Genomic DNA, 24,599 nt, shown 5'->3' with positions numbered 1-24,599 from the left:
ATTTAATCACCTTATCTTAGCCATTTTTCATATAAATCGTGTGAAATAATTGGTGTTTTATGAACAATAAACTCAGCAACTGATGACTGATGATATTGTTTAGTTATTTGATTACTTGGTAGAACAGAAATCACGTTTAAAATAAACAGAATTGACACGTAAGCGATAATCAATCCAATAACGGTTCCACCTAATGCATTAAGTTGGTGAATTACTGGAATGTGTGTAATCTTATCTACGATTGAGATAATAATACGCACAAAAATTCCAGAAATTAAGAAAATAATGAAGAAGCTGATACTGTTACATAGGATTTGATCATTAATCAAACTACTGTTTGCAAAGATAGCTTGACTTAAATCTCTAGCAAAGTACAGCGAAACAAATAGGCTAAACAAAAAACCAACAACACGTAATATTTCTTGTGCTAACCCACGGTGGTATCCATCATATGCACCATAGATAAGCAGTAGAAAGATAATAATATTAAAAAGCATTAGTTCATGTTTCCTTCTTCTTCGTTATTTTCGGTTAATTCATTTAATTTTTCTTGTAACTTAATTTGTTCTGAAAATGCGTTGAACGCCAATAAAATTGCTGCATCTTCGTCATTAATATCTGGTGACATTTCTTTTAATTGAACCAATTGACGATTCATTAATTCAGTCACTGTCTTCATGTGATCTGCGGAACTCTTCCCAACAAATGTGTAATTCTTTTTTCCAATACTAGCTTTAAAACGTTGATTCGTGTCGTTCATTTTCGATAAACCTCCATTAACTTCATCACTATTTTAGCATGAAAGGGCAGACTATAACCAGTAAAGAACACAAAAAAAGACGCCGTTGCGGCATCTTTTTAGTTATTGTTTATTCTTCTTCATCGTCACCGTCATCGGTATCTAATAAAGTGTTTAGCACAGATTCAACCATTTCCCATTCTTCATCAGTTTCGATTAATTGTAAATCTCCACCTTGTGGGTCCATTGGATCATCGCCTTCTGGTAAGGCATATGCTTCAATGTTAACTTCTTCATCATCAGCTTTACCGGCTGGGTAAAGTAAGATATATGATTTACCAAAATCATCAGATTCGAAAGTGAATAAAACGTCGTATAATTCTTCGTTTCCCTTTTCGTCAACTAATGAGATTTGTTGTTGTTCTTCTTCGTTGTTGTTGTCCATTGCTAACCCCTCTTTTCTTTATCTTGTTAGTTTACCTTTACCATCCAAATAGGTTTGTAAAATCAATTCGGAGGCAATTTTATCGATAACTTTTTTACGTTTTTCTCTAGAAGTGTCCGCTTTTTCAATAAGCATTCTTTCGGCTTCAACAGTTGTTAATCGTTCATCAACAAAGTCGACTGGCAAGTTAAACTTTTCCTTTAACATTTCACCATATCGTTTTGAAGCTTCAACCCTAGGTCCTGAGGTATTATTCATGTTCTTTGGTAATCCTAGAACAAACCCCGTAATTTCATATTTTTCGACTAACTCGGCTACCCGATCTAATCCAAATTGTTCTTCGTCTTCGTTAATTGGAATGATTTCAACACCTTGTGCTGTCCATCCCAATAAATCACTAACAGAAATCCCAACTGTCTTAGATCCGACATCCATCCCCATTAATCTCATATATTAGTTTTCCTCACGATCATTATTCTTGTCCAAGTAAAAACGAACCAACTCTTCAATAATTTCGTCTCTTTCGTATCGACGAATTAAATTACGAGCATCATTAAATCGAGGAATATATGCAGGATCTCCTGAAATTAAATATCCGACAATTTGATTGTATGGATCGTAACCCTTTTCCTCCAATGCCTTAAATACGATTAAAAGCGTATCGTGAACATTCTTTGGAGTATTGTTGCTTAAATCAAAATACATTGTCTTATCTGAAGCACTCATTTATAACACCTCTAAGTCTATGATGTAGGTTTATTATAATTCTACTTGGAACAAAATAAAACTTAAATATTAATTATTTTTAAAAGTTTTCTAACCAAGACACTGCTGCTTCCATTGCCTTAGGTAATCCTTCAGGCTTTGAACCACCGGCTTGAGCCATGTTTGGACGGCCACCACCGCCACCATTAATTTCCTTAGAAATTGACTTAATGATGTCACCGGCCTTCATGCCATCCTTAACTTTTTCATCGCTAACAGCAACAATTAGGTTAGCCTTTTCACCACTTTGAGTTCCAAGTACTAATACGTCTGATAGGTTCTTGCTTCTCCAAGTATCAGCTAATTGTCTTAGTTGATCCATTCCAGAAACATTTAAGACACCTGTAATAATCTTGTTTCCGTTAATCTCTTTAACGTCATCGAAAACCGAGTTAGCTTGTTGGCTAGCAATCTTTGATTCTAATTTATCTTGTTTTTGTTGTAAGTCCTTGATTTGTTCTTGTAATTGAGCAACCTTGTTAGGAACTTCCTTAACTTGGATAGTCTTAACTTGATCAGCAACTTGTTTTAGAAGTGCTTCTTCGTTGTTTAGGTAATCAAAAGCAGCCTTTGAAGTTACGGCTTCAATTCTTCTAACACCGGCACCAACACCTGATTCTGAAACAATCTTGAATAGTCCAATTTGACTAGTGTTGCTTACGTGGTTACCACCACAGAATTCAACTGAGTAATCACCGGCGCTAACAACTCTAACCTTATCACCGTACTTGCTGTCGAATAAGGCGATGGCACCCATCTTCTTACCAGTTTCTTGATCTGTTTCAACAGTTGTAACAGGTTCTGCCTTGAAGATTTCTTCGTTAACTAAGTCTTCAACCTTTTGTAGGTCTTCCTTAGTAACTGAACCGAAATGAGTAAAGTCAAATCTTAGGTAGTTTGGTTCAACTAATGAACCAGCTTGTTGAGTATGGTCACCCAAAACATTTCTCAATGATTGGTCCAATAAGTGAGTTGCAGTATGGTTGTGTTCAACCAATGCGTGGAACTTACGATCAACACTTAGTTTGTATTGGTGGTCTTTTGAAAGACTAGTAATTATTTCAACAGTGTGTAAGTTTTGACCATTTGGTGCGTGTTGAACATCAGTAACCTTTGCGCATAGGTTACCGTCTTCATCAACAATGGTCCCTTGGTCAGCAACTTGACCACCCATTTCAGCGTAGAAAGGAGTCTTATCAAAGATAACTTCAGCTTCTCCAGCGCCTGCTTGGTCAACTAGTTTTTCATCAACAATAATATCAAGTAGTTTGGCATCATCAACCTCTAGTTGTGAGTAACCAACGTATTCACTTGGCGTCTTAATGTCGATTAATAGGTCACGTTGAACACCCATTGACTTGTCGTTTCCACGAGCATTTCTAGCACGTTCCTTTTGCTTTTGCATTTCAGCCTTAAAACCAGTTTCATCAACTGAGAATCCAGCATCTTCTAGATATTCCTTAGTCATTTCTAATGGGAAACCATAAGTATCGTATAGCTTAAATGCATCTTTTCCTTCAACAGTCTTTTGGTTAGTCTTCTTCAAATTGTCCATTAATTCACCAAGAAGTTGTAAACCATCAGATAGTGTTTCGTTGAAACGTTTTTCTTCAGAATGAATAACCTTTTCTAGGTAATCCTTTTGTTCCAATACTTCTGGGTAGTATGACTTCATGATTTCACCAACAACTGGAACTAATTGGTATAAGAAGTCATCCTTGATTCCTAAACGGTGACCAGAAACAATGGCACGTCTGATTAAACGTCTGATAACGTATCCTCTACCAACGTTTGATGGAAGAGCACCGTCACCGATGGCAAAAGTAATTGCACGAGCGTGGTCAGCGATAATCTTAAAGTCGATATCGTCTTGAGCATTTTCACCATACTTCTTACCATCACTTAGTGATTGAGTCTTTTCAATGATTGGCATGAACAAGTCGGTTTCAAAGTTAGTTGGTGCGTCTTCAAAAATTGAAACAACACGTTCTAATCCCATCCCCGTATCAATGTTCTTTCTTGGAAGTGGTTCGTAAGTATCATCTGGTTTGTGATTAAATTGTGAGAACACAATGTTCCAAACTTCAAGATATCTTTCGTTTTCCCCACCAGGGTAGTTTTCTGGATCATCTGGAGCTAAATTATCGTATTTTTCTCCACGGTCGTAGAAGATTTCAGTATCTGGACCTGAAGGACCTTGCCCAATATCCCAGAAGTTGTCATCCATGTCGATTAAGTGGTCAGGTGCAACCCCTGCTTCTTGCCAGAATTTCTTAGCATCAGTATCTTCAGGATATACAGTCATGTATAGCTTTTCTTTGTCCCAACCAAACCATTCTGGTGAAGTTAGTAATTCAAAAGCCCATGTAATTGCTTCTTTCTTGAAGTAATCACCAACTGAGAAGTTACCTAACATTTCGAATAATGTATGGTGACGAGCTGTCTTACCAACATTTTCGATATCGTTAGTTCTAATACTCTTTTGTGAACTAGTTAAACGGTGGTTCTTTGGAACAACACTACCGTCAAAGTATTTCTTCATTGTGGCAACACCAGAGTTAATCCATAGAAGTGATGGATCATCCTTAGGTACTAATGAAGCACTTGGTTCAATTGTGTGACCATGTTGTTTGAAAAATTCCAAATACATAGCACGAATTTGACTACTATCTAATTTTTTCATAGAAATTCCCTCCAATAAGCACAAAAACACCGTTGCTAGTAAAGACGCTATATGCGCGGTACCACTTTACTTGCAACGATGTTTTTTCGTATACCTCTTTAAGTCTCAATAACGCTGAGAAAGCGATTTAATTATTACTCGAGATAGCACTTGATAAACCCAATCATCTTTTTCACCAACCAAGATGTCTCTTAAAATGAAATTATACAAGCATGTTCTCTAATTTATATCTAAATTATATGGTTTATTAAAACCGGTGTCAAACGTTATCTATAACGTTGTGAACTGTTCTTCTTGGACTTTCTCTTACGACGTCCTTCTTCTCTTTGCTGGATACGACGATTCATTTCATCGTTTCGCTTAAGTTCTTGTTTAATCTTGTTCTTGTAACCAGGCTTAACGTTTCTCTTCTTCTTCTTAATCATACCAATCATGGTTGGTTCTAGCTTGTCATGACCACGACGGTGCGACTTTCTACGGTTACGATCGTAAGTGTCTTCAACACGGCCACTGCGGATAACCTTTGGCTTAAATGAAATGCCCATCTTTTCTAATGCGTCAATTTCATCTTCTTCATCAGGAGAGTAAAGAGTTACCGCAGTTCCAGGCATATTATTTCTACCTGTTCTACCAACACGGTGAATGAAGTATTCTAAGTCTTCTGGAATATCATCATTGATAACGTCAGAAACCCCTTCGATATCAATTCCACGAGCAGCTAAATCAGTCGCTACAACGTATTGGAATTCAAGATTTTGAATTTGTTTCATGGTTCTCTTACGTTCACGTGGTGTTAAATCACCAGAAACGATTCCCACCTTTAATCCTTGGTTACGTAAGAATTCGTAAATTTCTTCAACACGTTTTCTAGTGTTAGCAAAGATTAATACAAGGTAAGGTTCACCCATGGTGATTAACTTGTAGATTAAATCGTTCTTATTTTGACCCTTAGTTGAAATTAACCAGTTATCAATTGTTGGGCTGATAACAGTTCTGTTTGGAATATTTTCAACGTACGGGTTTTCCAGATACTTCTTCAAGAATGGTTTCAATTTTTGTGGAATGGTTGCTGAGAACACCATCATTTGAACATCCTTACCAAAGCTGGCAGCGATGTTGTCGATATCGTTTAAGAAACCAAGGTCTAATGTCATATCGGCTTCATCAATTACTAGTTGAGTAGCTGTGTGAACTTGTAGATGTTGACCCTTGATCAAGTCAGAAATACGACCTGGAGTTCCAATAACGATTTGTGGTTGTTCATTCTTTAGCTTTTCAATTTGTCTAACCTTATCAGTACCACCAACATAGTTAGCAATATGAATGGTCTTTTCTGAATGCTTAGCTAGTTGCTTAGCATTGTTGTAAATTTGGTAAGCTAATTCACGACTTGGTGTAGTGATAACAGCTTGGACTTCCAAGGTATCAACGTCTAGATTATCAAAAATTGGTAACAAGAACGCATGAGTCTTACCACTACCAGTGGCTGATTGACCAACAACACTTCTACCCTTACGGATTTCAGGAATAATCTTTTCCTGAATAGCTGTTGGTTCTCTAAAGTTTAATTCATCTAAAGCATCCATGATGAATGGCTTTAAATTGTATTGCTTAAATGTACTTGGCATTTATTATTCTCCTTTGTAACTAGCGACTAATTCGTCTAATTTACTAATTACCGACTTGATTTCATCTTCGTCTTTAGCAGCGGCACCACTTGCCAAATCATGACCGCCACCGCCAAATTCCTTGGCTAATTCATTAATAGCTGGTCCTTTTGATCTCAAGCTAATCTTGTATGTGCCATCTTCTTTTTGAATAAAGATAGCCCAAGCGGTTACTTGATTGATATTGCCAGGAAGTGGCACAACGGCTGAAGTTCTTTCATTGCCCAAATTGAATGGTTCCAAAACCTCATCGCTTAATACGATATAAGCGGCTCCATTATCGGTAATACTTAGATTTTCATATACGTATGCGGATAGTCTAGCCATTGGTAAGTCAATTGATGATTCAATTGTGTTAACTTCACTAGTTGAGAAGTCTAACTTAGCCAATTCAGATGCTACCCTAAATGTGTTTGAAGAAGTAGATGGATATTTGAAACGACCAGTGTCACCAATAATACCAGCGTATAATAAGCGACCAGCATTTGCGTTAATCTTTAACTTCTTTGATGATTCAAACAAATCATAGATTAATTCAGATGTACTTGATGCTTCTGGTTCTACCCACATAATGTCACCAAATTGATCATCATTTGGATGGTGATCAATCTTAATCATCATCTTTCCTTGAGTATATCTATCATCATCAACTCGAGGTTGGTTAGCGGTATCAACAACAATAACCAATGCATTCTTGTATACATCGTCATCAATTTCGTCGGTTGTTCCTAACCAATCAAAACTTTGATATTGCTTTCCAACACAGTAAACCTTCTTATTTGGAAAAGATTCCTTGATGATGTTAGCTAATCCCATTTGAGAACCATATGCATCTGGATCTGGTCGTTGGTGTCTATGGATAATAATTGTATCAAAATCGCAAATGGCTTTGATAATCTTACTTTGCGTTGATAATTTGAAAAAATTAAACATTTTACTCATAATCGCTCCTAATATCCTTCTATAAATTCATAACATAATTATATCATATGGTCATTTATGTTGTTTAGGCCTTAACAGACAAAAGAGACAACCTTCAGCACTGCTGAAAACTGTCTCTTTCAACTTATTATTTTTCTTCTTTATCTTCTTTGGCTGAGTCGTCTGACTTAGCGTCAGCAACACGATCAGTTACCTTTGCGATTGCGTTTAGGTCAAATACTAAGTAAATGCCGTCACAATCTAAAGTAACAGTCTTTTCTTCTTCGTTGATATCGTCAACGATACCGTGTAGACGACCGATAGTTGTTACGTGGTCACCCTTTTGAAGTTGTTTTAATGTTTCTGCGTGTTTTTGTTGTTGTTTCTTTTGTGGTCTAATAACCAAGAAATACATAATCGCAAATAATACGATTAAAATAATAAATCCACTGTAGTTACCCATTATAGTTCACCGTGCCTCTCATAATTTAATATATATCTTATCAAAATTATCATTAATAGTCCAGTCCCTAATTATCACGATTGATTGGATAATTAAGGTGATGATAACCATTATCGGTTACCACTCTACCCCTAGCAGTTCTTTTAATGTAACCAATTTGAAGAAGATATGGTTCATACATTTCTTCAATTGTATTCACTTCTTCTCCAATATTAGCAGCAAGTGTTGATACACCGACCGGACCACCATTGTAAAACTCAATCATGGTCTTTAGAAGCTTAATATCAGTTGCATCCAATCCTTCATTATCAACACCCAACATTTTAAGTGAAGTATCAACGATATTGACGTCTACGTTTCCATCATTTGATACTTGAGCAAAATCACGAACTCGTTTTAATAAACGGTTTGCAATTCTAGGTGTTCCTCTTGAACGTCTAGCAATTTCGTGTGCACCTTGATCATAAATCTTAGTATGGAAAATGTCAGCTGAACGTAAAACAATATCTTGTAAATCTTCAGTATTGTAGTACTTCATGTGTTCAACGATTCCGAAACGATCTCTAAACGGTGCTGATAGCAAACCAGCTCTAGTAGTTGCACCAATCAAAGTAAATGGTGGCAATGGTAAATGAACAGGATGCGCTGTTGGTCCCTGACCCACCACGATATCCACACTGAAGTCTTCCATTGCTGAATAAAGCATTTCTTCAACTGTCTTAGGGAGACGATGAATTTCATCAATAAATAAAATATCACCAGGTTGTAATTCATTTAGCAGTGCTGCTAAATCACCAGTCTTTTCAATAGCTGGACCACTAGTTGTTTTGATATTTGCTTCCATTTCATTTGCAATCACCATTGCTAAAGTAGTCTTACCTAATCCAGGAGGACCATACAACAGAACGTGGTCTAAAGTTTCTTCACGTTGTTTAGCAGCTTTAATGTACACCGACAACTCTTTCTTTAAGTCGTCTTGACCAATGTACTCTGATAAGTATTGTGGACGGAGTGATTTTTCAAATGTTTCTTCAATTCTACCTTCACTATCGCCTGAGATAATGCGGTTGTCATCCATTTAATACTCCTCCTTAAAATTTAGTTACAGCACTTAAACCTTGTCTTAAATAATCTTCAGTTGTTGTAACTTCAATATCTTCTAAGGCCTTTCTAGCCTTCTTAATGTCACGTGCTGAATATCCCAATTCACTTAGTGCTTCTAATGCATCTTCAAGTGCTTGGTTATCTGACTTATCATCAGATACAGGTTGATTTTCAGCAGTAAAGTCATCAAATAATGATGGTGCAATGTCGTCTAGTTTGCCCTTCAAATCAAGAATGATTTGCTTAGCAGTCTTTTGCCCGACACCTGGGAATTTAGTTAAGTAAGTAACATTTTCTGTGTTGATGGCGTTTAGTAATGATTGTGGATCGTTTCCAGCAATAATTGCTAGCGCACTCTTAGGACCGATTCCTGAAACGTTTAATAGCTTTTCAAAAATCGATTTTAATTCTCGACTTGAGAATCCGTAAAGTAATTGTGATGAATCAGTCACAGCTTGGTGAATGAATACCTTCACTTCTTCATTACTATCTACTTGGTATACATATGGATTAGATGTGTATACCAAGTATCCAACCCCGTTGACATCAACTACGATATAGCCTGGTTGGACATCTTCGATGGTTCCTTTTAAATATTCAAACATAGTCTATCCTCGATTACATAAAATTGTCGTTAGTATGTGGGTCTTGAATTCGTTTGAACATCTTTTCCATATCTGTGTTAGAAAAAGATACCAAAACTGGTCTGCCGTGTGGGCAATTAAACGGATTGTTAACAGTCGATAATTCATCAAGTAAATGAACCGCCTGTTTTCTATCCAAATGGTGGTTAGCCTTGATTGCTTGCTTACAGCTCATCATAATCGCTGTTTGTGCTCTAAATGAAGCTACTGAGATGTTCTTATGATTAATGACCCAATCAATCATTTCTCGAATTGTTTCTTCCTCGTTACCTTCTTCAATCCATGTTGGATGTTGCTTTACTACAAAGCTGTTCTTACCAAACGGTTCAACGTTTAGGCCAACTTCTTGTAGCATCCCCAACTTTTCCTGAATGATTAACGCATCACGATTAGGATAATCCAAAACTAGTGGCACTAACAAACTCTGTTGGTCGTTAGATACCTCTCCAATCTCGGTTCTCAAACGTTCATAGTTAATTCTTTCTTGAGCAGCATGTTGGTCGACAATGTACATGCCATCATCTGATTCAGCGATTAAATAAGTTCCATGAAGTTGACCGATATACAATAGCTTAGGAAAACGTGTTTGATCATCGTTATTTGATACTTCATCATCCGTCACTTCAGTTTCTCCAAACGGAGTTACGGGATGCTCGTAGCGATGAGCAAAACTTTGTACGTCTTCATCATTTAATTGTGCCTTATTGCTGATGAAAATAGCATCAATATCCGAAGTCTTGATGTCTTCCTTAGGTGTCTGTTCTTCCTCTTCTGCTTGAGATTGTAAAACAGGCTCTACATAATCGTTAACCAATGGTTCACTCTTTGGTTCTTCCCTAGTATTTGAATATTGGTTGATTTGCATTTGTAATTGTTCGGTAGTGTATCTCGGTTGAACAGCACGGTCTCTAGTCATTACTTCTGGAATTAGGTTTTCTTGATAAATCGTATCATAGATTGTTTTGGCAACCAAATTGCACAATTGGTCTTCCTTACTAATTCTAACGGTCTGCTTAGTTGGGTGAACATTAACATCAGTTAAAACCGGATCCAATTCGATGTTTAACACAGCAATTGGATAACGACCAACCATTAGCTTAGAACCATAGCCATCAGTGATTGCTTTGAATAACGCATAGTTTTTAACGTATCTACCATTCAAAGTAATGGTGACATAGTTTCTAGAAGCCCTTGTTAATTCAGGTAAACTTACAAAACCACTAATCTTAAAATCATTATCAGAATTTTCAATCTTAATAATGCGCTTTAAGTTCTTGGCACCATAAATATCACCAATTACTTGTTGTAATTGACCTCTACCTGATGTTCTTAAGATTTCTCTTTGGTTATGAACCAACGAAAATGCAACATCAGGATGACCAATTGCTAAACGATCAACAATATCAGAAATCTTGGCTAGTTCAGTCTTAATGGTCTTCATGTATTTCAATCTAGCTGGTGTATTAAAGAATAAGTCCTCAACACAGATACTTGTTCCTCTTCTAGCTTCTGCTGGCTTGATTTTTTTTATTTCGCCACCCTTGATATGAATCTGGGTTCCTTCATCCCCAGTCGATGTTTTCAAATGAACATCTGACACCGAAGCAATTGAAGGCAAAGCTTCACCCCGGAATCCTAAGGATTGAACCTTGAAGAGATCTCTTTGGTTATTAATCTTACTTGTTGCATGACGTTTAAAGGCGATTTCGACATCATCGTGATTAATCCCAATTCCATCATCGATAATTTCGATTTTCTTTAATCCTGCATCTTCAATATTGATATCAATTTGCGTACTTTGCGCATCAATTGAATTTTCAACTAATTCTTTTACAACCGAAGCAGGTCGTTCAACAACTTCACCGGCTGCAATTTGATCAGCAAGAATTGTTGATAACTCATGTATTTTATGCAAGATTAATCACCTCATTTATTTATCAATTTCGCGTTTCCATTTATATACTTCATTCATAATATCCATTGGTGTCTTAGACATCAAGTCTAAGTCCTTAAGAGCTTTTAGAATCTTATCTTCGCCGCTCTTGCTTTTTTTCTTTTGGGGTTCTTTAACATCCCCAAACAATGAAAGTTGTTGTTCTGGCTCATCAATTTCGTGTTCAACGACTGGATTTGATTTTTCTGCCATGACAACATTGTCAGTATTGGTCTTTTGATTGTTATTTTCCAAGTCACTTAAGATGACGTCTGCTCTGGATAATAATTCATTTGGTAAACCGGCTAATTTAGCAACGTGAATACCATATGACTTATCGGCAGCACCTTTCTTCACCTTGTGTAGAAAGACTAGCTCACCGTTTTTTTCAACTGCACCAACATGAACGTTTTGTAGTTCATCCAATGAATCAGCTAATTCAGTCAATTCATGGTAGTGTGTAGAAAATAGTGTCTTTGCATGGATATGATTGTGAACATATTCAATGATTGATTGAGCTAACGCCATTCCATCGTATGTGGCTGTCCCTCTACCAATTTCATCGAATAAAATCAAACTGTTATCGGTAGCATTTTGAATTGCTTCGTTTGATTCCTTCATTTCAACCATGAAAGTACTTTGACCAGAAATCAAATCATCGGCAGCACCAATTCTGGTAAAGATTTGGTCAAAAATTGGCATTTTGGCTGACTTAGCAGGAACGAAGCAACCAATTTGAGCCATGATGACTGTTAATGCCAATTGACGCATGTAAGTACTCTTACCAGACATATTAGGACCAGTGATTAACAATACGTTAGTGCCTGGATCCATAATCACATCGTTTGGTACGTATGATTGATGTCCCATAACCTTTTCAACCACCGGATGTCTACCGTCGATGATTTCTAGCTTGTGTTCTTCATTTAAGGTTGGACGAACCAATCTGTATTCATCTGAAATAGATGCAAAACTTTGCATTACATCCAGACTAGATACCGCATTAGCTAGTTTTTGTAGTCTTTGAATGGCACTCTTAACAACATCGCGAACTTCACTGAATAATTCGTATTCTAGGGTCTTTGATTTTTCTTGTGCCTCAATGATTAACTTTTCTTTTTCCTTTAGTTCAGGAGTAGAGAATCTTTCAGCATTGGTAAGAGTTTGCTTTCTTTCATATCTATCTTCTGGCAACTTGCTTAGGTTGGCCTTCGATACTTCGATGTAGTAACCGAAAACATGGTTATAACCAATCTTTAGGTTATTGATACCAGTAAGTTCACGTTCCTTACTTTCTAGTTCAGCAATCCATTGTTTTCCATTGTTCATTGCATCCCTGTATTGATCCAACATTTGGTTGTAGCCATCTTTAATAACCCCACCATCAGTGACTGAAATTGGTGGTTCTTCAATAATCGCCTTTTCAATTAGTTCTGAAACTTCATCGACTGGATCTAAATCATTATTAATTTCATCAAATGATTTGGTATCCATTTCATCTAAGATGTATTTAATCTTTGGAATTTGTTGCAATGATGTCTTTAATTGAACTAAGTCACGACCGTTAACTGAACCAAAAGATACCTTTCCAGCAAGTCTTTCTAAATCGTAAACTTTTACCAACATGTCAGTGATTTCACTACGTTCATAGTAATGATTCAATAAATCATCAACTTGGTTTTGACGGTTTTCAATAGAAGACTTATCAATTAGTGGATGGTCAATCCATTCGCGTAATTTTCTACCACCCATTGCTGTTTTGGTTTCATCCAATAGCCATAGTAAACTACCGGACTTTTTGTTAGTTCTTAAGTTCTTGGTTAATTCAAGGTTGTATTGTGAATTGTGATCCATCTTCAAGAATTCAGCCGGCTTGTATGCAATGGCTGCCTTCATGTGAGAAAGACTACGTTTTTGAGTATCCACAATGTAAGTAGTTAGTCGATTTACGACCTTCTTTTCTAGGTCCTGTCTTAGCCCTTCTGAAAGATATTGCATATCATCTAATTCTTTAATGTCGTCTTGATATGAAACCAAGATGCCAACCTTATTGATTAGTGCAACATCTTTTTCAGGAATTTCACGATTAACGATTACTTCTTTCGTTTGTAATGTCATCAATTCGTTTAAAACACTGTTCATATTACTTAAAACAGTGGTCTTTAATTCACCGGTAGATAGTTCAGCGTACGCAAAACCATAACCAGCATCTGAATATTCGATTGCGGTTAAGTAGTTGTTATCCTTAGCGTTTTCGGCACCCATTGTAGTTCTGGTACCAGGAGTAACTAATTGGGTAACGGCTCTTTTGACCATTCCTTTTGCCAACTTAGGGTCTTCCATTTGTTCTACAATTGCGACTTTATAACCCTTATCGATTAATGTGTCGATGTATGATTCAACCGCCTTGTGTGGCACTCCACACATTGGGATTGGATTGTCGGCATTCTTACTTCTAGAAGTTAATGTTAGCTCCAGAATTTGGGCCCCTTTTACCGCGTCTTCATTGAACATTTCATAAAAGTCACCAAGACGATAAAAAACAAAAGCATCTGGGTATTGATCTTTTACTTTCTGATATTGTTCCATCATTGGTGTTTGTTTAGTTTTACTAGCCATTAAAACAATATCCTCCTTTGCTACTAACCCTTATATGGGTGATTTGGATCAATTAATATTTTTTCAATAGATCTGGCAGTGCCATCGTCTCTTAAATCGATAACACATCCGGAGACGATTCCACGTCCCTTCTCTTCAACTTCAAATCTAGTTGGACGTTGGGTAATGAAACGATGGATGATGTTTTCATACTTCATTCCTAAGACACTATCAAACGGTCCACACATTCCAACGTCAGAAATGAACGCTGTGCCGTTTTTTAATATTTGGTCATCATTAGTCTGTACATGGGTATGAGTACCCACAATCGCAGAAATTTGACCATCTAGATACATCCCCATCGCTTTCTTTTCACTGGTTGTTTCAGCGTGAAAATCAACAAAAATTGCATCTGCTTCTTTTTTAATTTCACTGATAAGTTCGTCAATCTTTTGGAAAGGATCATCGATTGGATCAATAAATATTCTTCCTTGTAAGTTAACTACCGCTAACTTCTTATTATTAACGTTAATAATTGTATATCCACTACCCGGTACATCCTTACCAGGATAATTAAGAGGACGTACTAATTTTTTGGTATCATCGATAAAATCGAAGATTTCCTCGTTATTCCATGCATGGTTTCCTAATGTAATTACGTCAGTCCCTGCACTCATAATTTGTTTATATACTTTTTTATTAATTCCACGACCAAATGATGTTGAGTTTTCACCATTTACAATCGTTACCTGTGGCTTGTAGTCTCTTTTTAGAATTGGTAGATACTTACTTACCATCTCTACTCCCAAGTTACCTACTACGTCACCTAAAAATAGTATTCTCATTTTCGTCCTCAATTCATTATTATATATATACTATTTTACATCGTTTTACATAAAATAAAAAAGGGCAAAAGCCCTTTTTTTATTTTGCATATTCGATTGATCTTACTTCCCTAATAATTGTAACCTTGATATGACCAGGATATTCCATATCCTCTTCAATCTTATTTTTAATATCTCTAGCTAAAACAACTGCTTGAGTATCAGAAACTTTTTCTGGTTTTACAATCACTCTAATTTCACGTCCGGCTTGAATTGCATAGCTCTTGTTTACTTCTTCGAAGCTATCACTAATTGTTTCCAAACTTTCTAGACGATGAACAAAGCTTTCAAGAGATTTACTCTTTGCACCTGGTCTAGCAATCGCAATCTTGTTTGCGATGTTAACTAATTCAGAAATGATGTACTTAGGTTCACTGTCTTCATTATCGGCTGCAATTGAGTCAATAACAACTGGACTTTCTTTGAACTTCTTGGCTAAGTCAACACCAAGGTCAATGTGAGAACCTTCTGTTTCATTATCTGCAGAGCGACCAATTTCGTGCAACAATCCTGCGCGTTTTGCTAATACGACGTCTTCGCCCAATTCTGCGGCTAAGACACCTGACAACTTCGCAACTTCAATAGAATGGCTTAAAACATTACGACCATGGTAAATCTTGAACTTCAATTTACCAATCATCATAATCATTTCAGGACTCAATGAATGAATTCCTAAATCAAATACTGTTTCTTCACCAATTTCTTGAATCTTTTCATCAAGTTCTCGACGACTCTTATCTACCATTTCTTCGATTCGAGCTGGGTGGATACGACCATCCTTAATTAGACTTTCAAGTGCCATCTTGGCAACTTCTCTTCTAATTGGATCAAATCCACTTAGCACAACTGCTTCTGGAGTATCATCAATAACCAAATCAATTCCCGTTAAGGTTTCAAAGGTTCTAATGTTTCTACCTTCTCGTCCGATGATACGACCTTTCATATCATCGTTAGGTAGGTTAACAACTGAAACTGTGGTTTCAGATACGATATCAGCAGCACTTTGTTGAATCGCTTCAATAACTAGATTCTTGGCATTCTCAGAAGATTCCTTACGAGCTAGGTTATAACTATCTTTAACCATCTTAGCGCGTTCGTCAGCTAATTCTTTCTTTGTTTCATTAATAATTAGCTCTTGTGCTTCTTCTTGAGAAAGTGAAGAGATACGTTCTAACTCATCTTGACGTTGTTTAACTAGCATATCAGCATGCTGTTGCTTTTGTTCAAGTTTCTTTTGGTTTGAATTAAGCTTTTCTTCACGCTTATTCAATGAATCTTCACGCTTATCAAAAGCGTCATCTTTACGATCTAGAGAATCTTCACGTTGAATTAGACGATTTTCTTGTCGTTGAACTTCAATTCGTCTTTGCTTAATTTCTTTTTCGATGTTTGAACGATAATGGTTACTCTTTTCTCTTGCCTCAAGAATTGCTTCCTTAGCTGAGGTTTGAGCTTGTCGTTTAGCATCTTCCAAAATATCTTGTGCACTCATGTGGGCCTTTGTTAATTTCTTATCAACAATTTTCTTGTTAGAAAACATTCCCACAGAGATACCAACTACAAAAGCAGCGATGATTGCGAGGATCATAGGTAAAAAATAAGTCATAGGCTTATTGCACCTCCACATCATCTTATTTAATTAAGTTTTTGATAATTGCGCATTGAATGATTTATTAGTCATTTTGCGAACTAAATAAATAGTTCAATGTACATTACTATATTTTAAATTTTAGTTGTGTAAGTGTCAACACATGTTATTTTCTTTTGCAAAATAAAAAAGCCTTTCGGCTTCTTTATCATTATTCTTCACCAGTGTCCAAACTTGTTTGTTCAGCTTCACCCGATTCAGAATCGTCTTCGCCCATGCCGTATGCAGCACGAACTTTTTTGTTAATTTCTTCCATTTTGTCCGGATTATCTTGTAAGAATTGTTTTGCGTTTTCACGACCTTGACCAATTCTTTCTTCACCGTATGAATACCATGAACCAGACTTACCAATGATGTCTTGTTCAACGGCCATATCAACTAATTCACCAGTTTGTGAAATACCTTGACCGTACATGATATCAACTTCGGCACGCTTGAATGGAGGAGCTACCTTATTCTTGGCAACTTTAATCTTAGTTCTGTTACCAATAATGTCAGTACCATCTTTAATTTGTTCAGCTCTTCTGATTTCTAGTCTGATAGTTGAGTAGAACTTAAGAGCACGTCCACCAGGTGTAGTTTCTGGGTTACCAAACATAACACCAACTTTTTCTCTAATTTGGTTAATAAATAGAGCAATAGTCTTAGTCTTGTTAATTGATCCAGATAACTTACGTAGTGCTTGTGACATTAAACGAGCTTGCAAACCAACGTGAGCATCACCCATTTCACCTTCAATTTCAGCTCTAGGTACTAAAGCTGCAACTGAATCGACAACTACGATATCAATGGCACCACTAGATACAAGGGCGTCACAAATTTGTAGACCTTGTTCACCAGTATCAGGTTGTGATAGAAGTAAATCATCAATGTTTACCCCTAGGTTGGTAGCATATACTGGATCCAAAGCATTTTCAGCATCAATGTATGCTGCTGTTCCACCTTGTTTTTGTACTTCCGCAACAGCTTGTAGCGCAATGGTAGTCTTACCTGAACTTTCAGGTCCATAAATTTCAACAATTCTTCCTCGTGGGAATCCTCCAACACCTAATGCATTATCAAGTGCTAAGGAACCTGTTGGTACAGTGGAAATTCTAGTATCTCCACGGTCTCCCATTCTCATGATTGAACCTTTACCGAATTCTTTTTCAATTCGTTTTAAGGCACCATCTAGAGCCGCTTTTCGTTCATCAGCCATTAATTTGACCTCCCTTTGATAACTATTCGATATTTATACTATACTAATCTCTCATTAAAAAAGCAAGTAAAAACAGAACAAAAGTTCGCATTATTTAGAATGCTCATTTTCAATCATTTTCAACGCAGCTTGCACTGACTGTTCACGCACCTCTTGACGTGATCCACTAAAATGAAATTCTTTTGCAAATTGATTTCCTTTGAAATCTAGTCCGATAAATACAGTTCCTGCTGGTTGGCCTTCCAAACTATCAGGACCAGCAACACCAGTAAATGAAACTCCTACGTCAACATTCATGATTTGCTTGGATTGCTTAGCCATCCAAATTGCCACTTGTTCTGAGACAACACCATATTCATCAATTACATCCATTGGAATCGATAATAATTTGGCTTTGGCTTCATTCGAATAAGTAACAAATCCACCATAGAAGATAGCAGAAACACCGGGAACTCCACCAATAGTGGATTGAAACATCCCTGCCGTTAAGCTTTCTGCTCCGGTTATGGTGATTTTATCGTCAATAAGCTTGTTAACAATAGATGTATCAATTTGCATACATAATCCGACCTTTCTTATATATATACGATAATTAAATCGATTTACTTGAAAGAATCTGCAAAAATGAAACGACTCTTCCAAAAGTACTCAACACCTGAGTAAACAGTAAAGAATAAGCAGATGTAAAGTAATAATGTACCAAAACCAATGGTTGTAAATGGAATGAATAAGAAATCATTCAATAGTAATAAGATAATGGCAATCATTTGACTAAATGTCTTAATCTTACCAGGCCATGCAGCTGCAATTACTTGGCCATCGTTTTCAACAACGATTAATCTTAGACCAGTAACGGCTAGTTCACGACATACGATTACGGCTGCAACCCATGCTGGAACAAAGCCAAATGAAACTAGGATAATGAATGCTGACATAACAATCATTTTGTCTGCTAATGGATCAGCAAATTTACCGAAGTTAGTAACTAAGTGTTGTCTTCTGGCAATTTGTCCATCTAAAAAGTCTGTGATACATGCAGCAGCGAAAACAATCGCAGCAACGATTCTGGTTACTTGGATGCTTGTGCCTAACCAGATAACTGTTCCCATGTTAATGTCACATGAGAGCAATATAATGAATAGTGGAATCATTATTATTCTAATTAATGTAAGTTTGTTTGGTAAATTCATAATTTCCTCCATAGAAATAAAAAAGGGCTTTAACAAAGCCCTCTTTTTTATTTACTAAATTCTAATGTAATTTGTGTAGTTAAAGGTGTGCTCTTATCGTATTTCAATTCAGTACCATTAACCAAGATCTTAGCACCTTGGGTGTTACCTAATGAAATGTTAACACTCTTAGTGTCAGCTGGAAGCTTAACATCCTTCTTATCACCACTGTTTTGTGAACCTTGGAATAGAGTCTTGTTATCAGCCATGATTGATGACCAAGCTCTACCAGTAGCCTTTAGAGTAACAGTGTTTTCTTTTTGACCAGTTACATTATACTTAGTAGCGCTAACTTCCTTAATGGTAGTCTTAGTGTCAGTGGACTTCTTATCTTCTTTCTTCTTGTCATCAGCCTTGCTGCTTGATGAACTTGATTCTGAAGAACCAGTAACTGAAACAGAACTGCTACTAATGCTAGTTTGAGAAGAACTATTAGTATGTACAACAACTGCCCAAATACCGCAAACAACTACTAGGATTGCAACAATAATTCCGATGGTTGGAATAACCTTACGGAATGAGTCTTTTCTGTGTTCACGACTACGACTAGCTACACGGCTATTAACGTCATCCTTTGATACTTCATCAGCGTATTCTTCGCTTTGAGTATCAGGTAGACTATCGTCATGTTCATTCAATAGTTCAATACCGTTAACGCCAACAGTGTCAGCGAATTGCTTAATAAACGCGCGAACGTAAAAATCACCAGGAAGTTCAGCAAAGTTCCCCTGTTCGATTGCTTCAAGGTAATGTTTTTGGATTTTGGTAATCTTTTGAATATCGTCAATGGACATTCCCTTGGCGACACGTGCTTCGTGTAGTGATTTACCAATTTCTACTTGTTTTCCATTGTTATTTTGCATAGGTATTACTCCACTTATTTATTATTTTACATCTACAGTATATCATAATTAGCTATATTATCTAGACATCTAAACTAATTAATTTTTAGGAAAAATCTTGTTTTTCACTATCATGTCAGGTTTTAAGAACAATTTTCCATAACGGATTAAATCATCTAATTCTAATTGTTTGATCATTTCAATTTCATCATAAATATTTTCAAAATCATGACCTTCATCTGACATGTTATTTGCAATTGCTTCAATGGAATTCATCATTGAAACATGTTGGCCGATTTCTTCTTTTTTAATTAATTCAAACTCATCGGCTTTATCTGAAATATAGTCGGCAAAGTTAACCAATACATCTGAAATTCTATCAATAAACTCATCGATTTTTTCAGTTTCACCCGCTAAAACCGCAAAGTTAAACTGATCTTCGCAATCGAAGTCAAAACCAAATGAGTCATCAATAATTCCATCGTTATACATCTTTTCGTAAATCTCAGAACCTTCTGATAGCAGAAGTTGTAGCAATAATGAAATGGATAGTTCATATTTGATGTCACCATTGTATTTGGAATCACCTTTAATTCCCAAAGCCACTTTAGGACGATTTACATCCATGTAATGGGTGGTTTCCCTCACAATTTCAGAGGATTTAATTGTAGTTCTTTTGACATCTTTAGGTTCGTCAAAACTCTTTTGACTTTGGTTATCACTAACCCACTTAAAGATATCTTCAGGAACAACGTTTCCAACAACTGTAAGTTGCATGTTTTGAGGTTGATAGAAGTAATTATAAGAGTCATACAAGTCTTGCTTGGTAATCTTATAGATTGAATTCTCTGTTCCGGCGATATCAACATTCAATGGCGTATCTGGGAACATGTTTTGCACTGTCTTGAAGAATAAAACAGCTCCGGGTTCATCATCATACATACTAATTTCTTGGCCAATGATGCCCTTTTCTTTTTCTACTTTTGCGTCACTAAAGTAAGGTTCTTGCACAAAGTCCAATAACTCAGTTAGGTTTTCATGAACATTATCGGTTGTAGAGAACAGGTAGCTAGTTTTATTAAAACTAGTAAATGCATTAGATCCCGCACCATATTTAGAGAAAACATCCATGGCATCATGATCTTTTTTATCGAACATCTTATGTTCTAGAAAATGGGCAATTCCTGCTGGATAATTCTTTCCATTAATATTGGTATCAATAGATCCATATCGCACGGAAAGTGTGGCATAGGTCTTTTGATAGCCCTTCTTGGGAACAACTACTACAGACAATCCATTATCCATCTTTTCGATATATACTTTTTCGTTAAACTTACGATACTCTTTAATTTGCATCATCAATCCTCCCATCTAAGAAGAAAATTGAATTCAATTCAACCTTTTTAGCAACCGAAGCAATTTGGTCGATTGTCACATCATTAACGCGTTGCTTCCATTCATCAAATGATAGAGCTCGATTCAACAATCCATTAACGAATTGTTGTTCCATGTTTTGACGAGGACTGTCCAAAACAGCTTTTTTGGCATTAATCATTTCAGCCTTGATACTGTTTAAAACATCGATGTCGACATTTCCCTTAGCAATATCGTTTAATTGTTCCTTAACAATAGCTAAGACCTTATCCTTATTACTGTAATTGATACCAGTGCTTACCATTACAAACCCATTGATGGAGTTATATGAACTGCTTGCACTGTAAGCTAAACTATTCTTTTCTCTGACATTTTTAAATAGCTTAGATTGTGGTGTTCCACCAAAAATAGCATTGAACAATACCGCTGCCATCGCTTCTTTATTATTGTAGAAAATTGACAAACGGTAACCTAAATTCAAACAACTTTGTGATGATTGAATCTTCTTATCGACCATTTCAACATCGTCATTCATCTTAAATGAAGTTAGTGGTGCTAACTCATATTCCACACTTCGATCTGACAATTTAAATTGGTCAAACAAGTTGGAAATTCTTTCTCCATCAACATCCCCGATAACGGAAATCTTAATATTATCGTTATTTAAAACGTTTGAATAGTATTCATATTCATTTTGACTATCGATTAAGTCATAGTCATTTGGTGTTCCAAATATAAAAGAACCACGGTTTAGGTAGTCCTTGTAAAATAATTTCTTCAATTGAATTGAAGCATAGTATTGTTTGTCATCAGCAACTGATTCAACATACTTTTTCATGTTGTTTCTTTGTAAGGTAAACGTGTCCTTATCAAATTGACCATCAGTAGCCAATGGCTTGAATACTACACTATAAATAAAACTAACAGCCTGTTGTAATAAATCATCTTTTGCATCCACAAACTTTGGATTTGGGATACTCAAGTTAATTCTTAGAACTGACAAATTACCATATCTCAAAACGTTGGTTCCAAAACTGGCTCCATACATTGATGATAAGTATCTTGCTAATTTGGATTGCGTTGGATAATCTTGATTACTAATTTCCATCAATTCTGCAAGTACTGCTCGTTTAGCAAAATTTTCTGGAATAGCCTCGCTAACTAGATCAAAAGTAAATGAAATTGTTTTGAATTTATCTTCTAAAATAACATTTAAGTCTACTCCATTAGCTAATTTCTTATGCAACAAAACCCCACCTCTAGTTCCTATTTCGTATTATTTGTTAATTTCATTAATGGTGAGTTGTAGTTCTTACCGAACCACTTCTTACAAATCTTTTCTAATTCACCATTCTTTGCTAGCTTCTTGAATGCAGCATTAATCTTAGCTTGCATTGTCTTATCACCTTTACGAATTCCGACACCAAATTGCTCTTGTGGGAATTTACCTCTAACGACCTTGTACATGTCAGGGTTAGGCTGGTGTGCAATGTAGTAGTTTGCATATGTGCTATCAATTAACAATCCACTAATTCTACCATGATTCAAGTCAATAAATGCATTAGTAAATGAATTATATAGAATTGGTGATTGGTTTTTAATATATTGTTTCAATAATTTTGGTTGATCGTCAATATCATTTAGACCAGCTGAACCATTTTGAGCACCTAAATACTTACCCTTCATATCACTAAATTTATTAATGTTAGATGATTTCAAAGTAACTAGTTCTTGGTCATTTGCCAAGTAAGGCTTACTGAAGTTAACAACAGCTTGTCGTTCAGGGGTAATTGAGAAACCATTCCAAATTAAATCAATGGTGGTATTTCTCAACTCGGTTACGTTCATTGACCAATCGATAGGTTGAAAGACTGGTTTAATACCGTATTGTTTGAACACAGCGTTAGCTAAATCAACGTCGAAACCGGTGATTTTACCACTCTTATTTTCATATCCCATTGGAACGAAGGTAACATCTAGACCAATGGTAACTTGCTTGTTCTTTTCAATGCGGCTCCATGTATCTTCATGATCTGCTTTTTGTGTAACAGATTCACAACCAGATAAAATGATCACTGCCATCAAACAAACACTAATAATTCCAACCATTTTTAAAACTTTGGTCTTCATGGACTACCCCTCCTCTTTAAATGGTCTAACTTCCTTTACCTTGTCAGCAACTTGTTCTGCGAATGCCACATCGTGGGTAACCACAAGTTGTGTGATATTTTGCTTCTTTAAATCTAAAATAATCTTTCCAACTTCTTCACTTAACTTAGGATCCAAAGCAGATGTTGGTTCATCGTAGCAAATAATTTTTGGATGCATTGCCAAGGTTCTAACAATTGCCACACGTTGTTTTTGTCCACCAGATAATTGGTATGGGTAAAGTGATTCCTTACCAGTTAAATCTAGCTTGTCGATTAATTCTTGTGCTTCTTTTAATGCTTCTTCTTTTGACTTCTTTAACACTAGTTGTGGTGCCAAGATGATGTTTTCAATGACAGTCAAGTTTGGGAATAAACCAAAGTCTTGGAATACTACACCGATAACTGATTTTGAATCATCAGTTGGATCAATTTCTTCGCCATCTAAGAAGAACTTACCTGAATCAGCTTTTTCTAAACCGGTGATACATCTTAATAGTGTTGTCTTACCAGCACCGGAAGGACCAACAATACTTAGGATTTCGTTATCATCAACATCTAGGTTCATGTCCTTGATAATGGTTTTACCTTGAAAACTCTTATTTAAACTTTTTACTTGAAACATGTTAATCCCTCCTATCTCCAGTAATCAAAACGTTGTTCGATTTTTCTTAGTACCAATGTTAATACCGCTGTTAGTACCAAGTAGAATACAGCAACTAGAATTAATGGAACCAATGTAACGTCACGTGCTGTTGCAATATTTCCGGCTTGTAATAAGTCACCAATACCAATTACGTACACTAATGATGAATCCTTAACTAAGTTAATTACTTCGTTTCCGATTGAAGGTAACACAATTTTGAAAACTTGTGGAATGACAATCTTACGAAGAGTTTGCCAACGAGTTAATCGTAGCATTTTAGCACTTTCGAATTGGTTCTTTGGAATGGATTGGAAACCACCTCTAAAGATTTCAGCAAAGTAAGCTGCATAGTTTAAAACAAAGGCGATTACAGCTGCTTCAAATCTTGGGAACACAATTCCGATAATTGGTAAACCATAGAAGATAAAAATCAATTGTAATAATAGCGGTGTCCCACGCATGATCCAGACATAAAATTCAAAGATTGCTTTGATAATATTTTTTCCGGTTAATGCTAAGGAGACTAAGATTCCTAATGGGATTGATAAAACGATTGTTAATGCGAAAATCTCTAATGTGGTTACTACCCCAGAAAATAGTGAAGGTAATATTTCTAAAATATATTGCATTAATTATTCCTCCTTTGATAAAAAAAACGTCCTTTTAGCA

Annotated in this window: 24 protein-coding genes; all 24 read right to left on the bottom strand. The window is 36.1% G+C overall.

All coding sequences use genetic code 11. The features are described 5' to 3' along the window. Nucleotides 1-11: 11 nt before the first annotated feature. A complete protein-coding gene (locus KTJ72_RS04710; protein WP_034534301.1) occupies nt 12-497 on the bottom strand; it encodes a CvpA family protein in 486 nt (161 codons plus the stop codon). After that, nucleotides 497-760, bottom strand: coding sequence for a cell division protein ZapA (zapA, locus tag KTJ72_RS04705; RefSeq protein WP_034532166.1), 264 nt, complete (start codon nt 758-760; stop codon nt 497-499). The genes KTJ72_RS04710 and zapA overlap by 1 nt, the downstream gene beginning before the upstream one ends. A gap of 109 nt (nt 761-869) precedes the next feature. Next, nucleotides 870-1,184, bottom strand: a complete 315-nt coding sequence (locus KTJ72_RS04700; protein WP_034532164.1) for a DUF1292 domain-containing protein — start codon at nt 1,182-1,184, stop codon at nt 870-872. Between the two features lie 18 nt (nt 1,185-1,202). Further along, complete coding sequence (ruvX, locus tag KTJ72_RS04695; protein ID WP_034532162.1) at nt 1,203-1,634, bottom strand: Holliday junction resolvase RuvX; 432 nt, start codon at nt 1,632-1,634, stop codon at nt 1,203-1,205. A 3-nt stretch (nt 1,635-1,637) separates the two neighbouring features. Beyond that, nucleotides 1,638-1,910: an IreB family regulatory phosphoprotein gene (locus tag KTJ72_RS04690; RefSeq protein WP_034532160.1), complete on the bottom strand. Its 273-nt coding sequence runs from the start codon at nt 1,908-1,910 to the stop codon at nt 1,638-1,640. 79 nt (nt 1,911-1,989) lie between these two features. Next, a complete protein-coding gene (gene alaS / locus KTJ72_RS04685; protein ID WP_217304233.1) occupies nt 1,990-4,632 on the bottom strand; it encodes an alanine--tRNA ligase in 2,643 nt (880 codons plus the stop codon). Between the two features lie 266 nt (nt 4,633-4,898). Then, on the bottom strand, nt 4,899-6,260 hold the full coding sequence (locus tag KTJ72_RS04680; protein ID WP_041152715.1) for a DEAD/DEAH box helicase: 1,362 nt from the start codon (nt 6,258-6,260) through the stop codon (nt 4,899-4,901). A gap of 3 nt (nt 6,261-6,263) precedes the next feature. Then, on the bottom strand, nt 6,264-7,241 hold the full coding sequence (locus KTJ72_RS04675; RefSeq protein WP_371416540.1) for a DHH family phosphoesterase: 978 nt from the start codon (nt 7,239-7,241) through the stop codon (nt 6,264-6,266). 127 nt (nt 7,242-7,368) lie between these two features. Further along, nucleotides 7,369-7,683, bottom strand: a complete 315-nt coding sequence (yajC, locus tag KTJ72_RS04670; protein WP_217304232.1) for a preprotein translocase subunit YajC — start codon at nt 7,681-7,683, stop codon at nt 7,369-7,371. A 67-nt stretch (nt 7,684-7,750) separates the two neighbouring features. After that, the gene (ruvB, locus tag KTJ72_RS04665) at nt 7,751-8,761 is read right to left on the bottom strand and encodes a Holliday junction branch migration DNA helicase RuvB (RefSeq protein ID WP_094750513.1); all 1,011 of its coding nucleotides are present in this window, start codon (nt 8,759-8,761) and stop codon (nt 7,751-7,753) included. A 13-nt stretch (nt 8,762-8,774) separates the two neighbouring features. Beyond that, complete coding sequence (gene ruvA, locus KTJ72_RS04660; protein ID WP_034534315.1) at nt 8,775-9,392, bottom strand: Holliday junction branch migration protein RuvA; 618 nt, start codon at nt 9,390-9,392, stop codon at nt 8,775-8,777. Between the two features lie 13 nt (nt 9,393-9,405). Further along, the gene (gene mutL, locus KTJ72_RS04655) at nt 9,406-11,346 is read right to left on the bottom strand and encodes a DNA mismatch repair endonuclease MutL (RefSeq protein ID WP_217304231.1); all 1,941 of its coding nucleotides are present in this window, start codon (nt 11,344-11,346) and stop codon (nt 9,406-9,408) included. Nucleotides 11,347-11,361: 15 nt separating this feature from the next. Further along, on the bottom strand, nt 11,362-13,983 hold the full coding sequence (mutS, locus tag KTJ72_RS04650; RefSeq protein WP_041152718.1) for a DNA mismatch repair protein MutS: 2,622 nt from the start codon (nt 13,981-13,983) through the stop codon (nt 11,362-11,364). A gap of 23 nt (nt 13,984-14,006) precedes the next feature. After that, a complete protein-coding gene (locus KTJ72_RS04645; RefSeq protein ID WP_041152719.1) occupies nt 14,007-14,807 on the bottom strand; it encodes a TIGR00282 family metallophosphoesterase in 801 nt (266 codons plus the stop codon). Nucleotides 14,808-14,886: 79 nt separating this feature from the next. Then, nucleotides 14,887-16,452, bottom strand: a complete 1,566-nt coding sequence (gene rny / locus KTJ72_RS04640) for a ribonuclease Y (RefSeq protein ID WP_034534319.1) — start codon at nt 16,450-16,452, stop codon at nt 14,887-14,889. 193 nt (nt 16,453-16,645) lie between these two features. After that, nucleotides 16,646-17,692 carry a recombinase RecA gene (gene recA / locus KTJ72_RS04635; protein WP_034532137.1) on the bottom strand — a complete coding sequence of 349 codons (1,047 nt, stop codon included), beginning with the start codon at nt 17,690-17,692 and terminating at the stop codon, nt 16,646-16,648. 90 nt (nt 17,693-17,782) lie between these two features. Further along, on the bottom strand, nt 17,783-18,250 hold the full coding sequence (locus KTJ72_RS04630) for a CinA family protein (protein WP_052471502.1): 468 nt from the start codon (nt 18,248-18,250) through the stop codon (nt 17,783-17,785). A 44-nt stretch (nt 18,251-18,294) separates the two neighbouring features. After that, nucleotides 18,295-18,882, bottom strand: a complete 588-nt coding sequence (gene pgsA, locus KTJ72_RS04625; RefSeq protein ID WP_034532136.1) for a CDP-diacylglycerol--glycerol-3-phosphate 3-phosphatidyltransferase — start codon at nt 18,880-18,882, stop codon at nt 18,295-18,297. A 47-nt stretch (nt 18,883-18,929) separates the two neighbouring features. Next, nucleotides 18,930-19,784, bottom strand: coding sequence for a helix-turn-helix domain-containing protein (locus KTJ72_RS04620; protein ID WP_034534365.1), 855 nt, complete (start codon nt 19,782-19,784; stop codon nt 18,930-18,932). 78 nt (nt 19,785-19,862) lie between these two features. Then, nucleotides 19,863-21,119, bottom strand: coding sequence for an EF-P 5-aminopentanol modification-associated protein YfmH (yfmH, locus tag KTJ72_RS04615; protein WP_217304230.1), 1,257 nt, complete (start codon nt 21,117-21,119; stop codon nt 19,863-19,865). Beyond that, nucleotides 21,109-22,383, bottom strand: a complete 1,275-nt coding sequence (gene yfmF, locus KTJ72_RS04610) for an EF-P 5-aminopentanol modification-associated protein YfmF (RefSeq protein ID WP_217304229.1) — start codon at nt 22,381-22,383, stop codon at nt 21,109-21,111. Before yfmF ends, yfmH begins: the two co-directional genes overlap by 11 nt. A gap of 20 nt (nt 22,384-22,403) precedes the next feature. After that, entirely contained in the window at nt 22,404-23,267 is an 864-nt protein-coding gene (locus tag KTJ72_RS04605; RefSeq protein ID WP_041152722.1) for an amino acid ABC transporter substrate-binding protein, read from the bottom strand. 3 nt (nt 23,268-23,270) lie between these two features. Beyond that, nucleotides 23,271-23,909, bottom strand: a complete 639-nt coding sequence (locus KTJ72_RS04600; RefSeq protein WP_034534327.1) for an amino acid ABC transporter ATP-binding protein — start codon at nt 23,907-23,909, stop codon at nt 23,271-23,273. A gap of 11 nt (nt 23,910-23,920) precedes the next feature. Then, nucleotides 23,921-24,559: an amino acid ABC transporter permease gene (locus KTJ72_RS04595; RefSeq protein WP_034534329.1), complete on the bottom strand. Its 639-nt coding sequence runs from the start codon at nt 24,557-24,559 to the stop codon at nt 23,921-23,923. Nucleotides 24,560-24,599: the final 40 nt, after the last annotated feature.

This window comes from Apilactobacillus waqarii, from assembly GCF_019061205.1.
In the GTDB taxonomy this organism is placed as follows: Bacteria; Bacillota; Bacilli; order Lactobacillales; family Lactobacillaceae; genus Apilactobacillus; species Apilactobacillus waqarii.
Note: the sequence above shows the minus strand (reverse complement) of the source record. Positions and strands in the feature narration are given on the sequence as shown.

Coding starts and splice junctions, on each gene's coding strand:
- KTJ72_RS04680 (WP_041152715.1), bottom strand. CDS start 6,260: ATGCCAAGTACATTTAAGCAATACAATTTAAAGCCATTCATCATGGAT.
- ruvX (WP_034532162.1), bottom strand. CDS start 1,634: ATGAGATTAATGGGGATGGATGTCGGATCTAAGACAGTTGGGATTTCT.
- recA (WP_034532137.1), bottom strand. CDS start 17,692: ATGGCTGATGAACGAAAAGCGGCTCTAGATGGTGCCTTAAAACGAATT.
- mutS (WP_041152718.1), bottom strand. CDS start 13,983: ATGGCTAGTAAAACTAAACAAACACCAATGATGGAACAATATCAGAAA.
- KTJ72_RS04620 (WP_034534365.1), bottom strand. CDS start 19,784: ATGCAAAATAACAATGGAAAACAAGTAGAAATTGGTAAATCACTACAC.
- ruvA (WP_034534315.1), bottom strand. CDS start 9,392: ATGTTTGAATATTTAAAAGGAACCATCGAAGATGTCCAACCAGGCTAT.
- rny (WP_034534319.1), bottom strand. CDS start 16,452: ATGACTTATTTTTTACCTATGATCCTCGCAATCATCGCTGCTTTTGTA.
- alaS (WP_217304233.1), bottom strand. CDS start 4,632: ATGAAAAAATTAGATAGTAGTCAAATTCGTGCTATGTATTTGGAATTT.
- zapA (WP_034532166.1), bottom strand. CDS start 760: ATGAACGACACGAATCAACGTTTTAAAGCTAGTATTGGAAAAAAGAAT.
- KTJ72_RS04645 (WP_041152719.1), bottom strand. CDS start 14,807: ATGAGAATACTATTTTTAGGTGACGTAGTAGGTAACTTGGGAGTAGAG.
- KTJ72_RS04710 (WP_034534301.1), bottom strand. CDS start 497: ATGCTTTTTAATATTATTATCTTTCTACTGCTTATCTATGGTGCATAT.
- KTJ72_RS04690 (WP_034532160.1), bottom strand. CDS start 1,910: ATGAGTGCTTCAGATAAGACAATGTATTTTGATTTAAGCAACAATACT.
- yfmH (WP_217304230.1), bottom strand. CDS start 21,119: ATGCAAATTAAAGAGTATCGTAAGTTTAACGAAAAAGTATATATCGAA.
- KTJ72_RS04595 (WP_034534329.1), bottom strand. CDS start 24,559: ATGCAATATATTTTAGAAATATTACCTTCACTATTTTCTGGGGTAGTA.
- KTJ72_RS04700 (WP_034532164.1), bottom strand. CDS start 1,184: ATGGACAACAACAACGAAGAAGAACAACAACAAATCTCATTAGTTGAC.
- KTJ72_RS04630 (WP_052471502.1), bottom strand. CDS start 18,250: ATGCAAATTGATACATCTATTGTTAACAAGCTTATTGACGATAAAATC.
- ruvB (WP_094750513.1), bottom strand. CDS start 8,761: ATGGATGACAACCGCATTATCTCAGGCGATAGTGAAGGTAGAATTGAA.
- yajC (WP_217304232.1), bottom strand. CDS start 7,683: ATGGGTAACTACAGTGGATTTATTATTTTAATCGTATTATTTGCGATT.
- KTJ72_RS04600 (WP_034534327.1), bottom strand. CDS start 23,909: ATGTTTCAAGTAAAAAGTTTAAATAAGAGTTTTCAAGGTAAAACCATT.
- KTJ72_RS04675 (WP_371416540.1), bottom strand. CDS start 7,241: ATGAGTAAAATGTTTAATTTTTTCAAATTATCAACGCAAAGTAAGATT.
- KTJ72_RS04605 (WP_041152722.1), bottom strand. CDS start 23,267: ATGAAGACCAAAGTTTTAAAAATGGTTGGAATTATTAGTGTTTGTTTG.
- pgsA (WP_034532136.1), bottom strand. CDS start 18,882: ATGAATTTACCAAACAAACTTACATTAATTAGAATAATAATGATTCCA.